Below are 15,627 nucleotides of genomic sequence, written 5' to 3' on the forward strand. Positions count from 1 at the left end.
CCATGCCCACCTCCTCCACCGGCCCGACCGAGCTCCTCCTCGTCCGTCACGGCGAGAGCCTCGCCAACATCGCGGCGAGCGCCGCCGAGGCCTCGGGGGCTCACGAGATCGCCGTCGACCGCCGCGACCCCGACGTCGAGCTCTCCCCCGCCGGCGAGGAGCAGGCGCGCGCGCTCGGCCGCTGGCTGGCCGAGGAGGCGCGGCCCGCCTCCGCCTGGACGTCGCCCTACCGCCGCGCCTCCGCGACCGCGCGTCTCGCCCTCGGCGAGGCCGGCATCGACCTGCGGCTGCGCCCCGACGAGCGCCTGCGCGACCGCGACCTCGGCGTCACCGACCGCCTCACCTCCGCCGGCGTGCGGGCCCGGATGCCCGAGGAGGCGGCGCGGCGCGAGTGGCTCGGCAAGTTCTACTACCGGCCGCCGGGAGGCGAGGCCTGGACGGACCTCGCGCTCCGCGTCCGCGCCTTCGTCGACCACCTCGCCGTCGCCGCGCCTCCCGGGCCGGCGATCCTCTTCTGCCACGACGCGGTCGTCCTCGTCCTCCGCTACGTCCTCGAGGGCCTCTCCGAGCACGAGCTGCTCGACATCGGCGCCTCGACGCCCGTCGCCAACGGCTCCGTCACCCGTCTCGTCCGCGACGGCGGCGCGTGGCGCCTCGACCTCTTCAACCGCACGTCCCACCTCGAGCGCTCCGGCGCCCCCGTCACCCGGCACGACGACCGCGCGGACGGAGAAGGAGACCCTCATGAGTGACCTCGTCTCCCGCGCCCTGCTCGAGCAGCGCTGGCCCCTCCCGGAGCCCGGAGGCTCGAAGCACTCCCGCGGCGACGTGGTCGTCGTCGGCGGCGCCCGCAAGACGCCCGGCGCCGCGATCCTCGCGGGGATCGCCGCGCTGCGGACCGGCGCGGGGCGCATCACGCTCTGCGTCGCCGAGTCGGTCGCGTCGGCCACCGCGGTCGCGCTGCCGGAGTGCGGAGTGGTCCCGCTCGCGGAGACCCGGACCGGCTCCGTCTCGGGCCGCGGGCTCGACGTCCTGGCCGGCGAGCTCTCCTCCGCCGACGTCGCCCTGATCGGACCCGGCCTGGACGACCCGCGCGCGACCGCCGCGACCCTGCGGGCCCTCGCTCCGCTCCTCGACGACGTGCCGGCCGTGCACCTCGACGCCTTCCCGCTCGGAGTCCTGCCCGGGCAGCGCCGTCTCGCACGGAGGCTCGCGGGCCGGCTCCTGCTGACCCCGAACTCGGAGGAGGCGTCCCGGCTCCTCGGCGAGGAGGTCGACGACGTCGAGCGGGCCGCCCTCGCGGTCGCCAAGCGCTACGGCGCGGTGGTGAGCCTGTTCAACACGATCGCCTCGCCCGACGGCGACGCGGTGCGGATCGAGGACGAGCACCCCGGGCTGGCCACCGCGGGCAGCGGCGACGTGCTCGCCGGAGCGACGGCGGGCCTGCGCGGGCGCGGCGTCGATCCGATGGGCGCGGCCGCGTGGGGCGCGTTCCTGCACACGGAGGCGGACACGCGCCTCTCCGCGCGGATCGGCCCGGCCGGGTACCTCGCGAGCGAGATCCCGGGGGAGTTCCCGCGCGTGCTGGCGGGCTGAGCGGCGCGGGTGCACTGAGGACGGCAGTCGTTCCGAGGCGGGCCGGCGGTGCGAGCGCCCCGGACCGAGCCGGCGGCGTGAGCGGCGGCGATCACCGTGACCGCGGCGTCGACCTCAGTGCGCGACGTCGGCGACCGAGAACGCCACTCCCGGCGTGATCAGGATCGAGGTCTCGCGGGGCTCGCCCTCGCCCTGGTTCACCGTGATCCAGCGCGACGCGGAGCCGTCCAGGGCGCGGTCGATGCTCTCGCGCACCTCCGCGGCCGACGTCTCGCTCAGGCTGAACGGCGCTCCGCCGTAGATGATCTCGACGCGCTTCACAGCATGCTCTCCTCGCTCTGACGGGCGGTCCCGTGGGGCTCCTCGCTGATCCGCAGCCCGTGCGCCGTGTGCGAATCGGCGAGCAGCTGGCGGATCCAGTCCGGGTTGATGTTCGGGGCACGGCCGCCGTGGTACTTGAAGCGCAGCGGGATGGCGGGGTGCAGCCAGATCGAGGTGCGTCCGTCGCCGACCGCCTGCGAGTCCTTCCACGAGAAGTAGAAGGACTCGTTGCGCGCGAGCTTCGAGCCGATCACGATCTGCAGGTGCGCCAGCAGACGGTCGTCGAAGTCGGCCTCGAGGGTCGAGTCGTAGATCAGTCGCCCCATCAGGCGGTTCTCCGTTCGGGAAGTCGCCCGTCCGCGAAGGGTCGGGCGGAGTCGTGAGTGTCGATCCTACCGGCGCCCCGGATGCTCACCAGGAGTCGTCCTCGCCGTGGAACTGCGGGATCTCGGTGTCGACAGCGGAGAGCGGCCCGGCGCCGCCGTCCTCCTCGGCCACGGGGTGCGAGACGCCCAGACGGGCCGTCTCGCGGGTGAAGCGCTCGACGAGCTCCTCGTCGAGCAGTTCCTCGGCTCCGTCGTCCTCGGACTCCGAGAACAGCTGGCTCGCCGGTCCGATCAGCAGCGCCGCCCGTCCGGGCCGGCCGGACTCCTGGCGGATCGGGATGTCGACCGTGATCGACCCCTTGGTGAGCGCCAGCGCCTCCGCGTAGGCCAGCAGCGACCGCGCGATGGCGGTACCCGTCAGCACGGAGCTGCCGGCGTAGTGGATGCGTTCCATGCCTCCTTCCTACTCCTCGGGCGGCCGCCCGGTCAGCGGTTGCGCGGTCGAGGGAGGGAGCGCTAGCGCCGCGTCGATCCGGCGGTCGAGCGCGTCGCGGACGGCCGGCCACTCGGCCGCGAGGATCGAGTGGACGGCCGTGTCGCGCCACGAGCCGTCGGCCCGCCGCTGGTCGTGGCGGAGCACCCCCTCGAACACGGCGCCGAGGCGGAGGATCGCGGCCCGCGAGCGCGCGTTCACCGCATCCGCCTGGAGCTTCACCCGCTCGTAGCCGCTGTCGAAGGCGAGTCCGAGCACCAGCCGCTTCGCCTCCGGGTTCACGACGGTGCCCCACGTCTCGGGCGCGTAGGCCGTCCAGCCGAGGTGGGCCGCCTCGCGCGTCTCGTCGAAGTCAGCCAGCGAGGTCGTGCCGACGACGCGCCCCTCCTGCAGCACGGCGAATGGCAGGCCCGTGCCCCAGGGGTAGTAGCGGTCGACGAAGGCGCGGAACTCCTCCGGGGTGCCGGGGAGGCCGGCGGGTCCTCCTCCGTAGCCGCCGGCGAACACCGCCGGATGCCCGATCGCCCGCCCGAGCGGCTCGACGTGGTCGGCGGCGAGCGGCTCGAGGACGATCGAGCGGCCGACGAGCGTGACGGGACCGGGGCGGCGGGGACTGCTCATGCGATCAGTGTGGGGCACCGTGCCAGCATGGCTCCATGAGCACCGCCGCGCTGTTCGAGTCCGCCGCCGCCGCCCTCGTCGGCCTGCTCGCGCAGGTGCGGGAGGACCAGTGGGAGCAGCCGGGGCTCGGTGCCTGGGACGTCCGCGGCCTCGCGGGACACGCGTCGCGGGCGGTGCTGACGGTCGAGGCGTACCTCCTCGCTCCGGAGCCGCCCGAGCCGACCATCGAGGACGCGCTCGACTACTACGCCGCGCTGGCCGGGAACGTCGCCGACCCCGCGGCGGTGGCGCGGCGCGGGGTCGAGGCTGGGCTGCTGCTCGGCGACAGGCCGGCTCAGGCGCTGGCGGAGGCGGCGGGCCGCGCGGTCGAGCTGGTCGCCGCCCAGCGTCCCGGCCGCCTCGTCGCCGTGGGCGGCCACGCGATCGAGCTGGACGAGTACCTCCGGACCCGGCTGCTCGAGCTGGTCGTGCACACGCTCGACCTCTCGCGGGCCACCGGGATCCCGCACGCGCTGCCCGGCGAGGCCGTCGAGGCGTGCTGCGCGCTGACCGGCGGGCTGGCCGCTCGATCCGGACGCGGCGAGGAGCTCCTGCTCGCGCTGAGCGGGCGGGAGCCCCTCGCCGCGGGGTTCTCGGTGGTGTGAGGGCGCCGGCCCCCGGCTGCGGGTTCTACGTGGTGCCGGTCCTCAGGCCACGGCGAGAGCGGCGACCGGCGACACCTTCGTGGCGCGGCGGGCGGGCAGCACGGCCGAGACGACCGTGATCACGACACCGACCACGAGCACCGCCACCAGGATCGGCACCGGGACGGTCGGCGGGATCAGTCCGATGCCCGGCAGCGAGCCGAACACCGAGATCGCGCCGCACCAGCCGTAGACGATCCCGAGCACGATGCCGAGCACCGCGGCAGCGATGATCATCTGCGCCGCCTCGAGCACCACCATCGACCGCACCTGCGAGCCGGTGAAGCCGAGCGCGCGGAGCAGGCCCAGCTCGCGCCGGCGCTGCAGCACGCTGAGCGACAGCGTGTTGACCATGCCGACGGCGGCCAGGACGACCGAGAAGCCGAGCAGGACGCTCATCACCGCGGTGCTCACCTGGATGAACTGCTCGAACGCCGCGATCACCTCGGGGTTCGTCTCGCCCGAGCGCTCCATGATCGTGCCGAACGTGGCGGCGGCGACCGCGAACATCGTGACCAGCGACACTCCGATGACCAGTCCGATGACGGCGCGGGCGCTGCGCGCCGGATTGCGGACGGCGTTGGCGGACGCCAGGCGGGCGACGGGGCCCCGGCCGAAGGCGCGGCCCACGAGGGCCGTGAGCGGAGGGAGCAGGACGGGCGCCCCGAGGATCACGCCGGTGAAGGACGCCATGCCTCCGACCAGCCCGAGGAGGACGCCGCCGGGGTTGGCGAGCCCGAACACCACGCCGGCGGCGAGCAGCAGCGCGCCGACCACGACGAAGACGATCGCCGTGACGTTGCGGGCGGTGCGGCCGCGCAGCTCCTCGTAGCGGGGCTCGGCGGACGATCCGGCGGCCTGCGACGGCGCGACCGCGAGCACGCGGCGCGATCCGGACCACGAGGCGATGACCGTCGAGGCGACCACGGCGATCAGCGGCAGCACGAGGCCGGGCGAGACGAGCGGGTAGTCGAAGCGGGGCAGGGTGCCGCTCCGGATGGCGAGCTCCGCGGCGAGCGCCACGAGAGCGACGCCGGCGACCAGGCCGATCGCCGCTCCGAGGAGCCCCTGCAGGAGGCCCGTGCGGACGATCCCCCTGCGCAGCGACCGGCCGGAGGCGCCGAGCAGGCGCAGCAGGGCGATCTCGCGGGTGCGCCCGGCGATGACGGTCGAGACGGCGTTGGCCGTGACGATCCCGCCCACGAACACCGCGATGCCGAAGAAGACGGCGCCGACCATCCCGAGCATGAGTGCGACCTGGCCGATGCCGTCGATCCCCGCTGCCGCGAAGGCCGCGACCATGTCGGCGATGACCTGCACCAGCACGGCGCCGAACGCCGCGGCGAGCGCGGCGACGGTGACGATGGCGCCCCCGCCCTGGCTCGAGCCCGTGCGCACGCCGCTCACGCCGCGCCCTCCATCGTGAGCATCGCGCGCGAGATCTCCTCGGCGCTCATCCCGCGGCGGTCGTCGACCACGGCCCCGTCGCGGAGGAAGACGATGCGGTCGGCATAGGCCGCCGCGATCGGGTCGTGGGTGACCATGGCGATCGACTGGCCGTACTCGCGGGTGGATGCCCGGAGCAGGCTGAGGACCTCGCGACCGGTGCGCGAGTCCAGGTTGCCGGTGGGCTCGTCGGCGAAGATCAGCTGCGGCCGGGTGGCGAGGGCGCGGGCGATCGCCACACGCTGCTGCTGCCCGCCCGAGAGCTCGTGGGGCCGGTGCGTGAGGCGCTCGCGGAGCCCGAGGGACTCGATCAGCCGGGCGATCCACTGCTCCTCGTCGCCGGTCACGGAGCGGCCGTCGAGCTCGAACGGGAGGCGGATGTTGTTGCGCACGTCGAGCGTGGGGACGAGGTTGAAGGCCTGGAAGACGAAGCCGACGCTGCGGCGGCGGAGCACGGTCAGCTCGGCGTCGCTCATCGAGGTGATCTCGGCGTCCCCGAGGAACACGCGGCCGGAGGAGGCGGTGTCGAGGCCGGCGAGGACGTGCATGAGCGTCGACTTGCCGGATCCGCTGGGGCCCATCACCGCGGTGAACTCGCCCCGCTCGATCGAGAGCGTGACGTCGTCGAGGGCGACGACGGGCGGCGTGCTGCCGTAGAGCTTGCGCACGCCCTCGACGCGCGCCACGACGGAGGAGGTCTGGTTCTGCATGTCCTCGACGCTACGGAGGCACCCGTGTCGCCGGCGTCGTCCGCAGTGGCTCGCGGCGTCATCCCTCCGGCGGACCCGCGATGGTCCTGCGGGGTCAGCGGGGCCGGAGTCCCGCCCGGCGGAGGGCGAGGGCCGCCAGCGCGGCGGTGACGGCGGGGTCGCCGGTCCTCCAGCCCGCGGCGGCCTCCGGGTGCGCGGCGAGGATGTCGCGGGGGGACGCCTGGGTGAGCGCGCGCAGGGCCAGCAGCTCGGTTCCGCCGCCGGTCGAGCCGAGGGCGCGCAGCTCGGCGGTCCGGCGGGCGAAGCGGAGCCGGGGCCGGAGCCAGAGCACGGCCAGGAGCAGGAGCGGGAGGCCCCCGACGGCGAGCCCGGCGACCACGGCCAGGGCGCTCGCGAGCTGCTGCTGGTCGCGTCCGGCGGCGGCCAGCACGGAGCCGGCCCCGCTCGCCTCGTCGAACGGCGCGCGCACGGCGTCGCCGAGCAGGGGGATGCCGCCGAGGGTGGTCCCGGCGTCGCTCATGGTCGAGCCGAAGCCGCTGCCGGCGCTCTCGAGCCGACGGCCGATCTCGGCCAGGCCGGCGATCAGCGAGCCGACCGCGATCCCCGCGGCGATCGCCACGACGGCCACGCCGAGAGCGAGGGCGTCGGCCAGGATCTGCCGCGCGCGGACGGCCGGGAGGTCGGCGTAGATCTGCATGCGCCGATTATCCGGCGCGCTCGGCGGCGGTCGTGTCCACACCGGAGGCAGGATTCGTCGAGAGGGCCCGGGATCCGCGTCACTCCGCGAGGTCCCCGATGTTCTTCCTCGGTTGTGAACACGTGGGCCGCCTCCGAGAGGGCTGCCCGGCCCGGCTCCTCGCCGCTTCTAGTCGAGCAGGTCGTGCAGCACGACGACCTGCTCGCGCTCCGGGCCGACGCCGATCGCCGAGAACCGGGCGCCGCTCATCGCCTCGAGCGCGCGCACGTAGTCCTGCGCGGTCTGCGGCAGGTCCGAGAACTCGCGGCAGCCGGAGATGTCCTCCTGCCAGCCGGGGAACTCCTCGTAGATCGGCTTCGCGTGGTGGAAGTCGCTCTGCGAGACCGGGACCTCGTCGTGGCGCACGCCGTCGACGTCGTAGGCGACGCAGACGGGGATGGTCTCGAGGCCCGAGAGCACGTCGAGCTTGGTGAGGACGAAGTCGGTGACCCCGTTGATCCGCGCCGAGTAGCGGGCGATCGGGGCGTCGTACCAGCCGCAGCGGCGCGGGCGGCCGGTCGTGGTGCCGAACTCGAAGCCCTGCCGGCGGAGGTACTCGCCCCACTCGTCGAAGAGCTCGGTCGGGAACGGGCCGGCGCCGACACGGGTCGTGTACGCCTTGATGACCGCGATGACGCGGTCGATGCGGTTCGGCGCGACTCCGGAGCCGGTGGCCGCTCCTCCCGAGGTCGCGTTGGAGGAGGTGACGAACGGGTAGGTGCCGTGGTCGACGTCGAGCATCGTGGCCTGGCCGGCCTCGAACAGCACCGTCCTGCCGGCGTCGAGCGCCTGCGAGAGGACGAGCGACGTGTCGGCGACCATCGGGCGCAGGCGCTCGGTGTACTGCAGCAGGTCCTCCAGCACCTGCTCGACCAGGATCGCGCGGCGGTTGTAGACCTTCACCAGCAGGTGGTTCTTCTGGTCGAGGGCGCCCTCGACCTTCTGACGGAGGATGTTCTCGTCGAAGAGGTCCTGGATGCGGATGCCGACGCGGTTGATCTTGTCGGCGTACGCCGGGCCGATGCCGCGGCCGGTGGTGCCGATCTGGCGCTTGCCGAGGAAGCGCTCCGTCACCTTGTCGAGGGTGCGGTGGTAGCTGGTGATGACGTGCGCGTTGGCGCTGACGAGCAGCTTCGACACGTCGACCCCGCGCGCGCTCAGCGCCTCGAGCTCGTGGAACAGCACCTCGATGTCGACGACGACGCCGTTCGCGATGACCGGGACGACGCCCGGGGTGAGGATGCCGGAGGGGAGCAGGTGCAGGGCGTACTTCTCGTCGCCCACGACGACGGTGTGCCCGGCGTTGTTGCCGCCGTTGAACTTCACGACGTAGTCGACGCGGCTGCCGAGGAGGTCGGTGGCGCGTCCCTTGCCCTCGTCGCCCCACTGGGCGCCGGTGATGACGATTGCTGGCATGGCGTGTCCTTCTCGACGGGAGGGGCGGGGGTGGGCGGGTGCGGCGCGGCAGTCGTGCCGCCTCCGCGCGACCAGCCGCTCGATTCTAGCGGAGGGGCCGGAGGACGGCTCCAGCGCGCGGGGGCGGCACCGCGGACTCCCCCGGCTCCGGGCCGGCACCGCGGACGCATCGCCGAGCAATGCTCTCGATCCCGTCATGCGCAGTTCACACGCGGCGCATAGATTCGAGGACGTTCACACTCCACTCATCACGCGAACAGGACCACGATGCGCAGACTCCGCGCCGCAAGCCTCCTCGCCGTCGTCGCACTCGGAGCCGCCACCGCCGCTCCGATCGCCTCGGCCGCCCCTCTCGACGACGGCGTCGAGCTCACCCTGGTGTCGACGACCGACACGCACGGGCACGTCTACGACTGGGACTACTTCGCGAACGCGCCGTACCCGGCCGACGGTGCGCTCGGCCTCACCCGCGTCGCGACCGAGGTCGACCGCCTCCGCGCCGAGAAGGGCGAGGAGTCCGTGCTCGTCATGGACAACGGCGACGCGATCCAGGGCACGCCGCTCACCTACTACTACGGCCTCGGCGACGGCGCCGCGGGCGTCCTCTCCGGCGAGACGACGCACCCGATGGCCACCGCGTTCAACACCATCGGCTACGACGCGCAGGTCGTCGGCAACCACGAGTACAACTACGGGCTCGACATGCTCAGCGCGTACGAGGGCGACCTGAACGCCCCGCTGCTGGGCGCGAACGTCGTCGACGTCGCCACCGGCAAGCCGTACCACGACCCCTACACGCTGATCGAGCGCGAGATCGACGGGAAGACGGTCACCGTCGGCGTCCTCGGCCTCGTCACGCCCGGCGTCCGCGTCTGGGACAAGCAGTACGTCGACGGCGTCCTCGAGTTCCAGGACATGGTCGCCGCCGCGAAGCAGTGGGTCCCGATCGTGCAGGAGCAGGCCGACGTGGTCGTCGTCCTCGCGCACACCGGCCAGGGCACGGTGCCGGACGCCGAGTACGACGCCGCCGAACTCAACGAGGACGTCGTCAACAACATCGCGACGCAGGTCCCCGGCATCGACGTGGTCGTCGCCGGCCACAGCCACAAGGACCTGCCGCAGACGCTGTTCACCAACGTCGCCGGCGAGCAGGTGCTGGTCACCCAGCCCGAGTTCTGGGCGCAGGGCCTCACCGAGGTCACCCTGAACCTGGTGCCGGACGCCGCGGGCGGCCTCGAGGTCGACTGGTCGGCCGGGAACGCACCCGTCACGCAGCCCGTCTACGCGAAGGACATCGCCGAGGAGTCGCCCGCACTGGTCGACGCCCTCGCCGAGCAGCGCGCCGCCACGATCGAGTACGTGAACACCCCCGTCGCCGACTCGGTCGAGGAGCTCTCGGCCGCGACCTCGCGCTACGAGGACACCCCGATCATCGACTTCATCAACACCGTCCAGGCCGAGACCGTCGAGTCGGCGCTCGAGGGCACCGAGTGGGCCGACCTGCCGGTGATCTCGCAGGCGTCGCCGTTCTCGCGCACCGCCGTCTTCCCGAAGGGGCAGGTCAGCATCCGCGACATCGCGGGCCTGTACATCTACGAGAACACCCTCCGCGGAGTGGAGCTGACCGGAGCCGAGGTGCGCGACTACCTCGAGTTCTCGGCCCGCTACTTCGTGCAGACCGCCGAGGGCGCCGTGTTCGACCCCGAGACCGGCACCAACGCGACGACCGAGGACCGCCCCGACGGCATCCCGGACTACAACTACGACGCGATCTCGGGCCTGGACTACGTGATCGACGTCTCCCAGCCCGCCGGCTCGCGGATCCGCGGTCTCGCCCACGCCGACGGCACCCCGGTCGCCGACGACGATCGCTTCGTGATGGCGGTCAACAACTACCGCCAGAGCGGCGGAGGCGCCTACCCGGCCGTCGCGCAGGCACCGCTCGTCTACGACGAGCGTCTCGAGATCCGCCAGCTCCTCATCGACTGGTCGACCGCCCGCGGCGTGATCGACCAGGCCGACTTCTACGACCCCAACTGGTCGCTGACGACGGAGCCCGCCGCCGAGGTCCCGGTCACCCCGGCGCCGACCGAGCCCGGCACCCCGACGGAGCAGCCCACCACAGCTCCGTCGCCGCACCCCACCACCACGGCGGCCCCCGTCGCGGGAGGCTCCGGCCCGGGCTCGCTCGCGAACACCGGCGCCGACGCGGCCGGCCTGATCGGCGGAGCCCTCGTGCTGCTGCTGTCGGGTCTCGCGCTGGTCGTCGCGCGACGCCGCCTCGCGGCCTAGCCGAGCAGGGCACGGGCGGCGGTCGGCGGGGTCTCCCGCCGGCCGCCGTTCGCCGTTCCGGAGGATCGCGGGACGATCGGGCCGCGGACCGGCGGCTCAGTCCCCGCGGCGTCGCGACCGGCGGGCCCGCCAGGCCGAGAACGCCCCGGTCGACCAGAGCGCCCAGACCACCAGCAGGGGCTGGAAGACGAGCCGCACCGCGCGCGCCGCGTCCGTCTCGAGGCCGAACGCCGGCGTCCGCGTCACCAGCTGCGAGATGTTCCCCGGGAAGACCGCGACGAAGAACGCGGCCACCACGACTCCCACGATCACGCGCCACCGCACGAGCACGACGAGCGCGAGCCCGAGCGCGATCTCGACGACGCCCGACGCGACGACCACCAGGTCCGGGTCGGCCGGCAGCCACGGCGGGACCTGCGCCTGGAAGGCCTGACGCGCGACGGTCAGGTGCGCCGTGCCGGCCGTGACGAGCAGCAGGCCCAGGAGGATGCGGGCGAGAGTGCGCAGAACGGAGCGGCGTCCTCCGTCGGGCGCTGTGGCGGCGGTCATGCCCCCCAGTCTGCGCTCGGAGCCCGCTCGCGCCGACCGCGCGCGCGTTCCGGCGGCGCCCCGTATCCTCGTTACCGCCCCGTCCGCAGACCGTGAAACGAGTTCCATGAGCACCCTGCCCCGCCTGATGGCCTTCGACCTCGACGACACCCTCGCCGCCTCGAAGTCCCCCGTCGACCCGGCGATGGCCGACCTCTTCGTGAAGCTGCTCCAGGCCACCGAGGTGTGCATCATCTCGGGCGGCCAGATCGGCCAGTTCCGGATGCAGGTGCTCGACCGCCTCGAGGGCGCCGACCCCGAGGTGCTCGCGAAGCTGCACCTCATGCCCACCTGCGGCACGCAGTACTACCGGTACGAGAACGGCGACTGGGCGCAGATCTACGCCGAGAACCTCACCGAGGACGAGAAGTCGCGCGCGCTCGCCGCCGTCGAGGAGAAGGCGAAGGAGCTCGGCTACTGGGAGTCCGAGACCTGGGGCCCGATCCTCGAGGACCGCGACTCGCAGATCACCTTCTCGGCCCTCGGCCAGTCCGCGCCCGTCGAGGTCAAGCAGGCCTGGGACCCGGACGGCGAGAAGAAGAACACCCTCCGTGAGAACGTGCAGGCCGTGCTCCCCGACCTCGAGGTCCGCTCCGGCGGCTCGACGTCGGTCGACATCACCCGGAAGGGCATCGACAAGGCGTACGGGATGAACAAGCTCACCGAGCTGACGGGCATCCCTCTCGACGACATGATCTTCGTCGGCGACCGCCTCGACCCGGACGGCAACGACTACCCCGTCAAGGCGATGGGCGTCGAGTGCTTCGCCGTCGAGGGCTGGCACGACACCGCCGCGTACCTCCGCTCCTACGGCCTGTAGGCCGCGCCCCGCGAGCCTCTGCCGCGGCGGGGGCGCTGCGGCAGGGCGGCGCCGGGCGGGCGGCGTTCAGCGGTCCTCGTTCAGCGAGCCGGCGGCGGTGCCGCCGAGGGCGAGCCGGAGCCGCTTGGGCAGTCCGGCGACGACGATCGCGTGGGACTCCTCGATCAGCTCCAGCACCAGCCCGGACTCCACCGCCCCGCCCGCATCGACGGTCACCCAGTGCTTCTTGTTCAGGTGGTACCCGGGCTCGATGCCCTCGACCCCCGCGACGAGGTGCACCACGTTCTCGGGCAGCGCCTTGACGCTCACGACGGGGCGCTCGAAGCGCTCCGACTCGAGCGCGAAGACCTTCCCGGCGACCTTCCACACCCGCGTGCCCGGGCCGAACGGGAAGCTCGCCTCCGCCCCCGCGAGCCCCTCGAGGAGCCGCCGTACCGCCGTGTCGTCCATCCGATCATCCTCCCGCACCCGACTGCGCCGGAGGCGGAACGCGCCCGCTCACCGGACCCGACCCGAGTCCCATCGGAGCGGCGCCCGTCGCCGCCGCTCCGGCGCCGAGGTCGGACGACGCGACGGCAGCGTCGGAGGAGCCGGAACGGAGCGGACGTCCTGATGGGTCGATGAGCGACTGCGGATGCGCCGGCGATCCTCCTCTCGCCGCCGGGGATCCGCGAACGAGCCCGCGCCCGGCCGAGGTGAGGCCGATCAGTCGGATCACGACGAGGCCGTGCAGCCGACGGAGACGCTGCACCTGAACGAGGAGGACGCCCTCGGGAGGCGGTCCTGCCCGTGCGCGCCTGGTGACGGAATCACGAAGGCCGTAGAGGCCATCCTCCGATCGGCCTTGTAGGGGTTCCTCGGGCGGGAAAGCGAGCGGGGAGACGCATCCGGGCAGCCGACACCGGAGCGCCTCATCCGGCCGGACTCACGGCCCGATCGATCCGCCAGGAGAGAGAAGGAACACAAGCGGGAGACGGCTCTGCGCCTCACCTGTCGATCGATCATCTCTCTTGCGGCAGAACAGGGCGACCTCGGAGTGAGGCGGATAGTCGTTCCGCCGCCGTTTCGGAGCCTCTCTCATCTGTCTCGAGATCGTCGAACCCCGTTGCGTGGAATTACTTGGTGTGCAGTAGTCTCAGGCCTGCCGCGGGAAGGACAGCCCTCTCGCGAAATCAATCGTCGCGGAAAAACTCTCGGGACGCTGCGACATGAGCAGTGGATCTTCCGAGGGAACGTCTGCCGTCTACGGCTCAGGTCGTTCGTTGAAGATCCGCAGGCCATTCGTCCAACCAGAGAGGCATATTATGTCGAACACGTCCCCTTCTGATTCGCCCGTTCCGGCTCGCAATGCGGTTCCCGGCCGCCGGACCGTCCTGCAGGCGGCCGCATGGACCACTCCCGTCGTCGTCGCGGCGATCGGTGCGCCGCTCGCCGCCGCATCGGCCCCGGTGACCGTGCGCACGGTCGCTTTCGTCGACCAGGAGGGTGGCGATGCCACTACTTCCTACACGACGAGCAGCTGCAACCCGTTCAACGCCTACCTCCAGGTGAGCGATTCCGGAGTTCCGGCCGCCGCAGGCATCGCGGTGACGGTGACTCTGCCGACCGCGCTGCGCTGGTACGACGGCACGGCCACACCTCGCACGCTGTTCACGGGTGCCGGCGGAAGCCTCCTCCTGGAGGGCTTCAACGGTCTGCGTTTCGCCACCGCCGGAGTCAGCCAGACGGGCACCATCACGGCCACGACAGCAGGCGTGGTGAATCCGGCCCAGCCGACCGTTCCCGTGGCCGATGCGACCACCGCAGCGATCGTGAACGGCACCAGCGGCACCCGCACCTCGACCTTCCGCGGACGTCGCAACAATGTCGAGTCCGAGATGCCGGAAGCTGTCACCACTGTGGTCGATTTCGCAGTCGCGTGGACCGGCGTCGGTGACACGGCTGCGTCTGCGACCTACCTGAGCTACGTCGTCTCCCAGGACGGCGACGTCTACTCGCACACCGCCCCCTCCGGCGGCTTCTACGAGTGGGACACGACGACCCCCATCCGCATCGGCATGACCAGCATCGCGGCGGATGACGGTCTGATCATCGCCGGCGGCGACCGCGGAGCCCGCCTGTTCTCGGCCAGCGGCAGCACGGTGTACGACTGGGACGGCGTCGCGCTCGCGGCCGCGCCCGGAGGCCGCACTGTCCTCGACATCGCCGTGTCGTTCAGCGACGACAGCCTGTGGCGGGTGTCGCTCGTCGCGACCGACGGGACGGCATGGGAGGCGACGAAGACCATCGAGGCCGGAGCGTCTTGGTCGCCGTGGACGCAGGTCCTCGCCACAGTCACCGGGCTGCGTCAGGTCGCCGCCGACACCCAGGTCTTCGGCGCGACGCGTCGCATCTTCGCGACGACGGCCGCTGTGTTCGACCAGGACGGCACCCAGCTCACCGCACTTCCGGCCGGACGCACGGCGAAGGACCTCGGAGTCGAGATCGGCGGCAACTGGATCAACGTGATCGGCGACAACAACCAGTACTACCGCACCCCGTTGAGCAACCCCGGGACATGGGACAGCAACAGCACCGGCAGCCCCGTCGTCACGATCACGAACGTCACCAGCGTGGCGTCGGCCTCGACGCCGAACATCGGCATCCGCGCGTTCTACGTGGCAGGCGCGGCACTCTGCGGCTGAGCTGATCACCAGGGGGCGCCCTGACGACGGCGCGCCCCCCGAGCAGGACTCGCGGGTCCGGTGACGTCCTCCCCTCGATCACCGAGGGAGGACGTCACCGGACCCGCTCGTGCGAGCGGATGCCTCGCTCACAGGACGACCGGCTCGGGCGGACGGGGACAGGGCCTCGATCCCCGGTCGCGCTCACCGGCCCGAACCCGACACGACCCGAGCGATCCGCGACGTCCTGAACGGAGAGCGGAAGCGCCCCGGGAAGCCGTGACACGGCTCGTCATCGGCTCCGAGCAGCTCCCCGTCGAGGCAGGATCGTCCGCCGGCGTGGCACTCGCCCCCGGAGCGCCCGACCACGGGCGCCTGGCCGCGGCCGTGGCCGGAGCCGATGACCGCAGACGCATGCGCCGATCTCGGCTCCACGCCCAGGAGCACTCCGGCGCAGCACCTGTCCGTCTCGATGAGCACGAGTGTGCCGTCGTCGTTTCCGGCAGCGGAAGCGTCCTGCTCGTCCCTGCCGGCGACGACGTGCCCGCCGTCGGTGCCCGACGATCGTCCGCCGGTCTCCCCTCGCGAGCTCTCGCGGCGCCTCTCCCGAGTCTTCTCCTGCCGTTGCGCGTCACGCCCCATCGACAGCGGCGGGACGCCGCGACACCGCATCAGCACCGGACGCACGAGCGCCGACCGCGCGAGCCGAGAGACCTGAGCCGCCCGACGGATCCGACCCGCCGAACCACCTCGACTCCCCGTGCTCGGGACGTCTCCGCCGCCGACGTCCGAGCGGTCGTCGACGGCGCACAACGGAGGTCCGAGCGCGTCCTCATCGTCGGGGAATAGTCGGAATAGCCGAGAGCATCCCCTAGGAGGGGCCTTTGCGCGGAGCTTCGCTCAGGACGGAGGAGCA

Annotated in this window: 16 protein-coding genes; 6 read left to right on the top strand and 10 right to left on the bottom strand. The window is 72.6% G+C overall.

Annotated features, from left to right (window positions below; all coding sequences use genetic code 11):
- Nucleotides 1-2 precede the first annotated feature (2 nt).
- Nucleotides 3-752 (top strand): histidine phosphatase family protein, encoded by a 750-nt coding sequence (locus C5C46_RS03710; RefSeq protein WP_104225702.1) that lies wholly within the window; start codon nucleotides 3-5, stop codon nucleotides 750-752.
- Entirely contained in the window at nucleotides 745-1,596 is an 852-nt protein-coding gene (locus C5C46_RS03715) for an NAD(P)H-hydrate dehydratase (protein WP_104225703.1), read from the top strand. The genes C5C46_RS03710 and C5C46_RS03715 overlap by 8 nt, the downstream gene beginning before the upstream one ends.
- 114 nt (nucleotides 1,597-1,710) lie before the next feature.
- Here C5C46_RS03715 and C5C46_RS03720 read toward each other — a convergent pair whose 3' ends face one another.
- The 4 genes from C5C46_RS03720 to C5C46_RS03735 form a co-directional block, all read right to left on the bottom strand.
- Nucleotides 1,711-1,917: a hypothetical protein gene (locus C5C46_RS03720; RefSeq protein WP_104222775.1), complete on the bottom strand. Its 207-nt coding sequence runs from the start codon at nucleotides 1,915-1,917 to the stop codon at nucleotides 1,711-1,713.
- Entirely contained in the window at nucleotides 1,914-2,243 is a 330-nt protein-coding gene (locus C5C46_RS03725; RefSeq protein WP_104222776.1) for an ATP-dependent DNA ligase, read from the bottom strand. Before C5C46_RS03725 ends, C5C46_RS03720 begins: the two co-directional genes overlap by 4 nt.
- 85 nt (nucleotides 2,244-2,328) lie before the next feature.
- Nucleotides 2,329-2,697, bottom strand: coding sequence for a hypothetical protein (locus C5C46_RS16740; RefSeq protein ID WP_104225704.1), 369 nt, complete (start codon nucleotides 2,695-2,697; stop codon nucleotides 2,329-2,331).
- Between the two features lie 9 nt (nucleotides 2,698-2,706).
- Entirely contained in the window at nucleotides 2,707-3,357 is a 651-nt protein-coding gene (locus C5C46_RS03735) for a GNAT family N-acetyltransferase (protein ID WP_104225705.1), read from the bottom strand.
- 35 nt (nucleotides 3,358-3,392) lie between these two features.
- Here C5C46_RS03735 and C5C46_RS03740 point away from each other — a divergent pair, with 35 nt between their 5' ends.
- The gene (locus tag C5C46_RS03740) at nucleotides 3,393-4,001 is read left to right on the top strand and encodes a maleylpyruvate isomerase N-terminal domain-containing protein (protein ID WP_104225706.1); all 609 of its coding nucleotides are present in this window, start codon (nucleotides 3,393-3,395) and stop codon (nucleotides 3,999-4,001) included.
- Nucleotides 4,002-4,043: 42 nt separating this feature from the next.
- On the opposite strand, the gene C5C46_RS03745 is transcribed toward C5C46_RS03740, so the two are convergent.
- From C5C46_RS03745 to C5C46_RS03760, 4 genes are all read right to left on the bottom strand, one after another.
- Entirely contained in the window at nucleotides 4,044-5,447 is a 1,404-nt protein-coding gene (locus C5C46_RS03745; RefSeq protein ID WP_258059308.1) for an ABC transporter permease, read from the bottom strand.
- Complete coding sequence (locus C5C46_RS03750) at nucleotides 5,444-6,196, bottom strand: ABC transporter ATP-binding protein (protein WP_104225707.1); 753 nt, start codon at nucleotides 6,194-6,196, stop codon at nucleotides 5,444-5,446. Before C5C46_RS03750 ends, C5C46_RS03745 begins: the two co-directional genes overlap by 4 nt.
- Nucleotides 6,197-6,290: 94 nt before the next feature.
- The gene (locus tag C5C46_RS03755; protein ID WP_104225708.1) at nucleotides 6,291-6,893 is read right to left on the bottom strand and encodes a hypothetical protein; all 603 of its coding nucleotides are present in this window, start codon (nucleotides 6,891-6,893) and stop codon (nucleotides 6,291-6,293) included.
- A 168-nt stretch (nucleotides 6,894-7,061) separates the two neighbouring features.
- Nucleotides 7,062-8,348 (bottom strand): adenylosuccinate synthase, encoded by a 1,287-nt coding sequence (locus C5C46_RS03760; protein WP_104222783.1) that lies wholly within the window; start codon nucleotides 8,346-8,348, stop codon nucleotides 7,062-7,064.
- A gap of 267 nt (nucleotides 8,349-8,615) precedes the next feature.
- Between C5C46_RS03760 and C5C46_RS03765 the strand changes: the two genes are divergently transcribed.
- Entirely contained in the window at nucleotides 8,616-10,640 is a 2,025-nt protein-coding gene (locus tag C5C46_RS03765) for a bifunctional UDP-sugar hydrolase/5'-nucleotidase (protein ID WP_104225709.1), read from the top strand.
- Nucleotides 10,641-10,736: 96 nt separating this feature from the next.
- Here the strand turns inward: C5C46_RS03765 and C5C46_RS03770 are convergent, their stop codons facing one another.
- Nucleotides 10,737-11,189: a DoxX family membrane protein gene (locus tag C5C46_RS03770; RefSeq protein ID WP_104225710.1), complete on the bottom strand. Its 453-nt coding sequence runs from the start codon at nucleotides 11,187-11,189 to the stop codon at nucleotides 10,737-10,739.
- Nucleotides 11,190-11,295: 106 nt separating this feature from the next.
- Here C5C46_RS03770 and C5C46_RS03775 point away from each other — a divergent pair, with 106 nt between their 5' ends.
- Complete coding sequence (locus C5C46_RS03775) at nucleotides 11,296-12,048, top strand: HAD-IIB family hydrolase (RefSeq protein WP_104225711.1); 753 nt, start codon at nucleotides 11,296-11,298, stop codon at nucleotides 12,046-12,048.
- 66 nt (nucleotides 12,049-12,114) lie between these two features.
- Here the strand turns inward: C5C46_RS03775 and C5C46_RS03780 are convergent, their stop codons facing one another.
- Nucleotides 12,115-12,498 carry an MmcQ/YjbR family DNA-binding protein gene (locus C5C46_RS03780; protein WP_104222787.1) on the bottom strand — a complete coding sequence of 128 codons (384 nt, stop codon included), beginning with the start codon at nucleotides 12,496-12,498 and terminating at the stop codon, nucleotides 12,115-12,117.
- 854 nt (nucleotides 12,499-13,352) lie between these two features.
- On the opposite strand from C5C46_RS03780, the gene C5C46_RS03785 reads away from it, so the two are divergent.
- A complete protein-coding gene (locus C5C46_RS03785; protein WP_146078822.1) occupies nucleotides 13,353-14,732 on the top strand; it encodes a hypothetical protein in 1,380 nt (459 codons plus the stop codon).
- Nucleotides 14,733-15,627: the final 895 nt, after the last annotated feature.

Source organism: Rathayibacter sp. AY1E6, from assembly GCF_002931115.1.
Lineage (GTDB): Bacteria > Actinomycetota > Actinomycetes > Actinomycetales > Microbacteriaceae > Rathayibacter.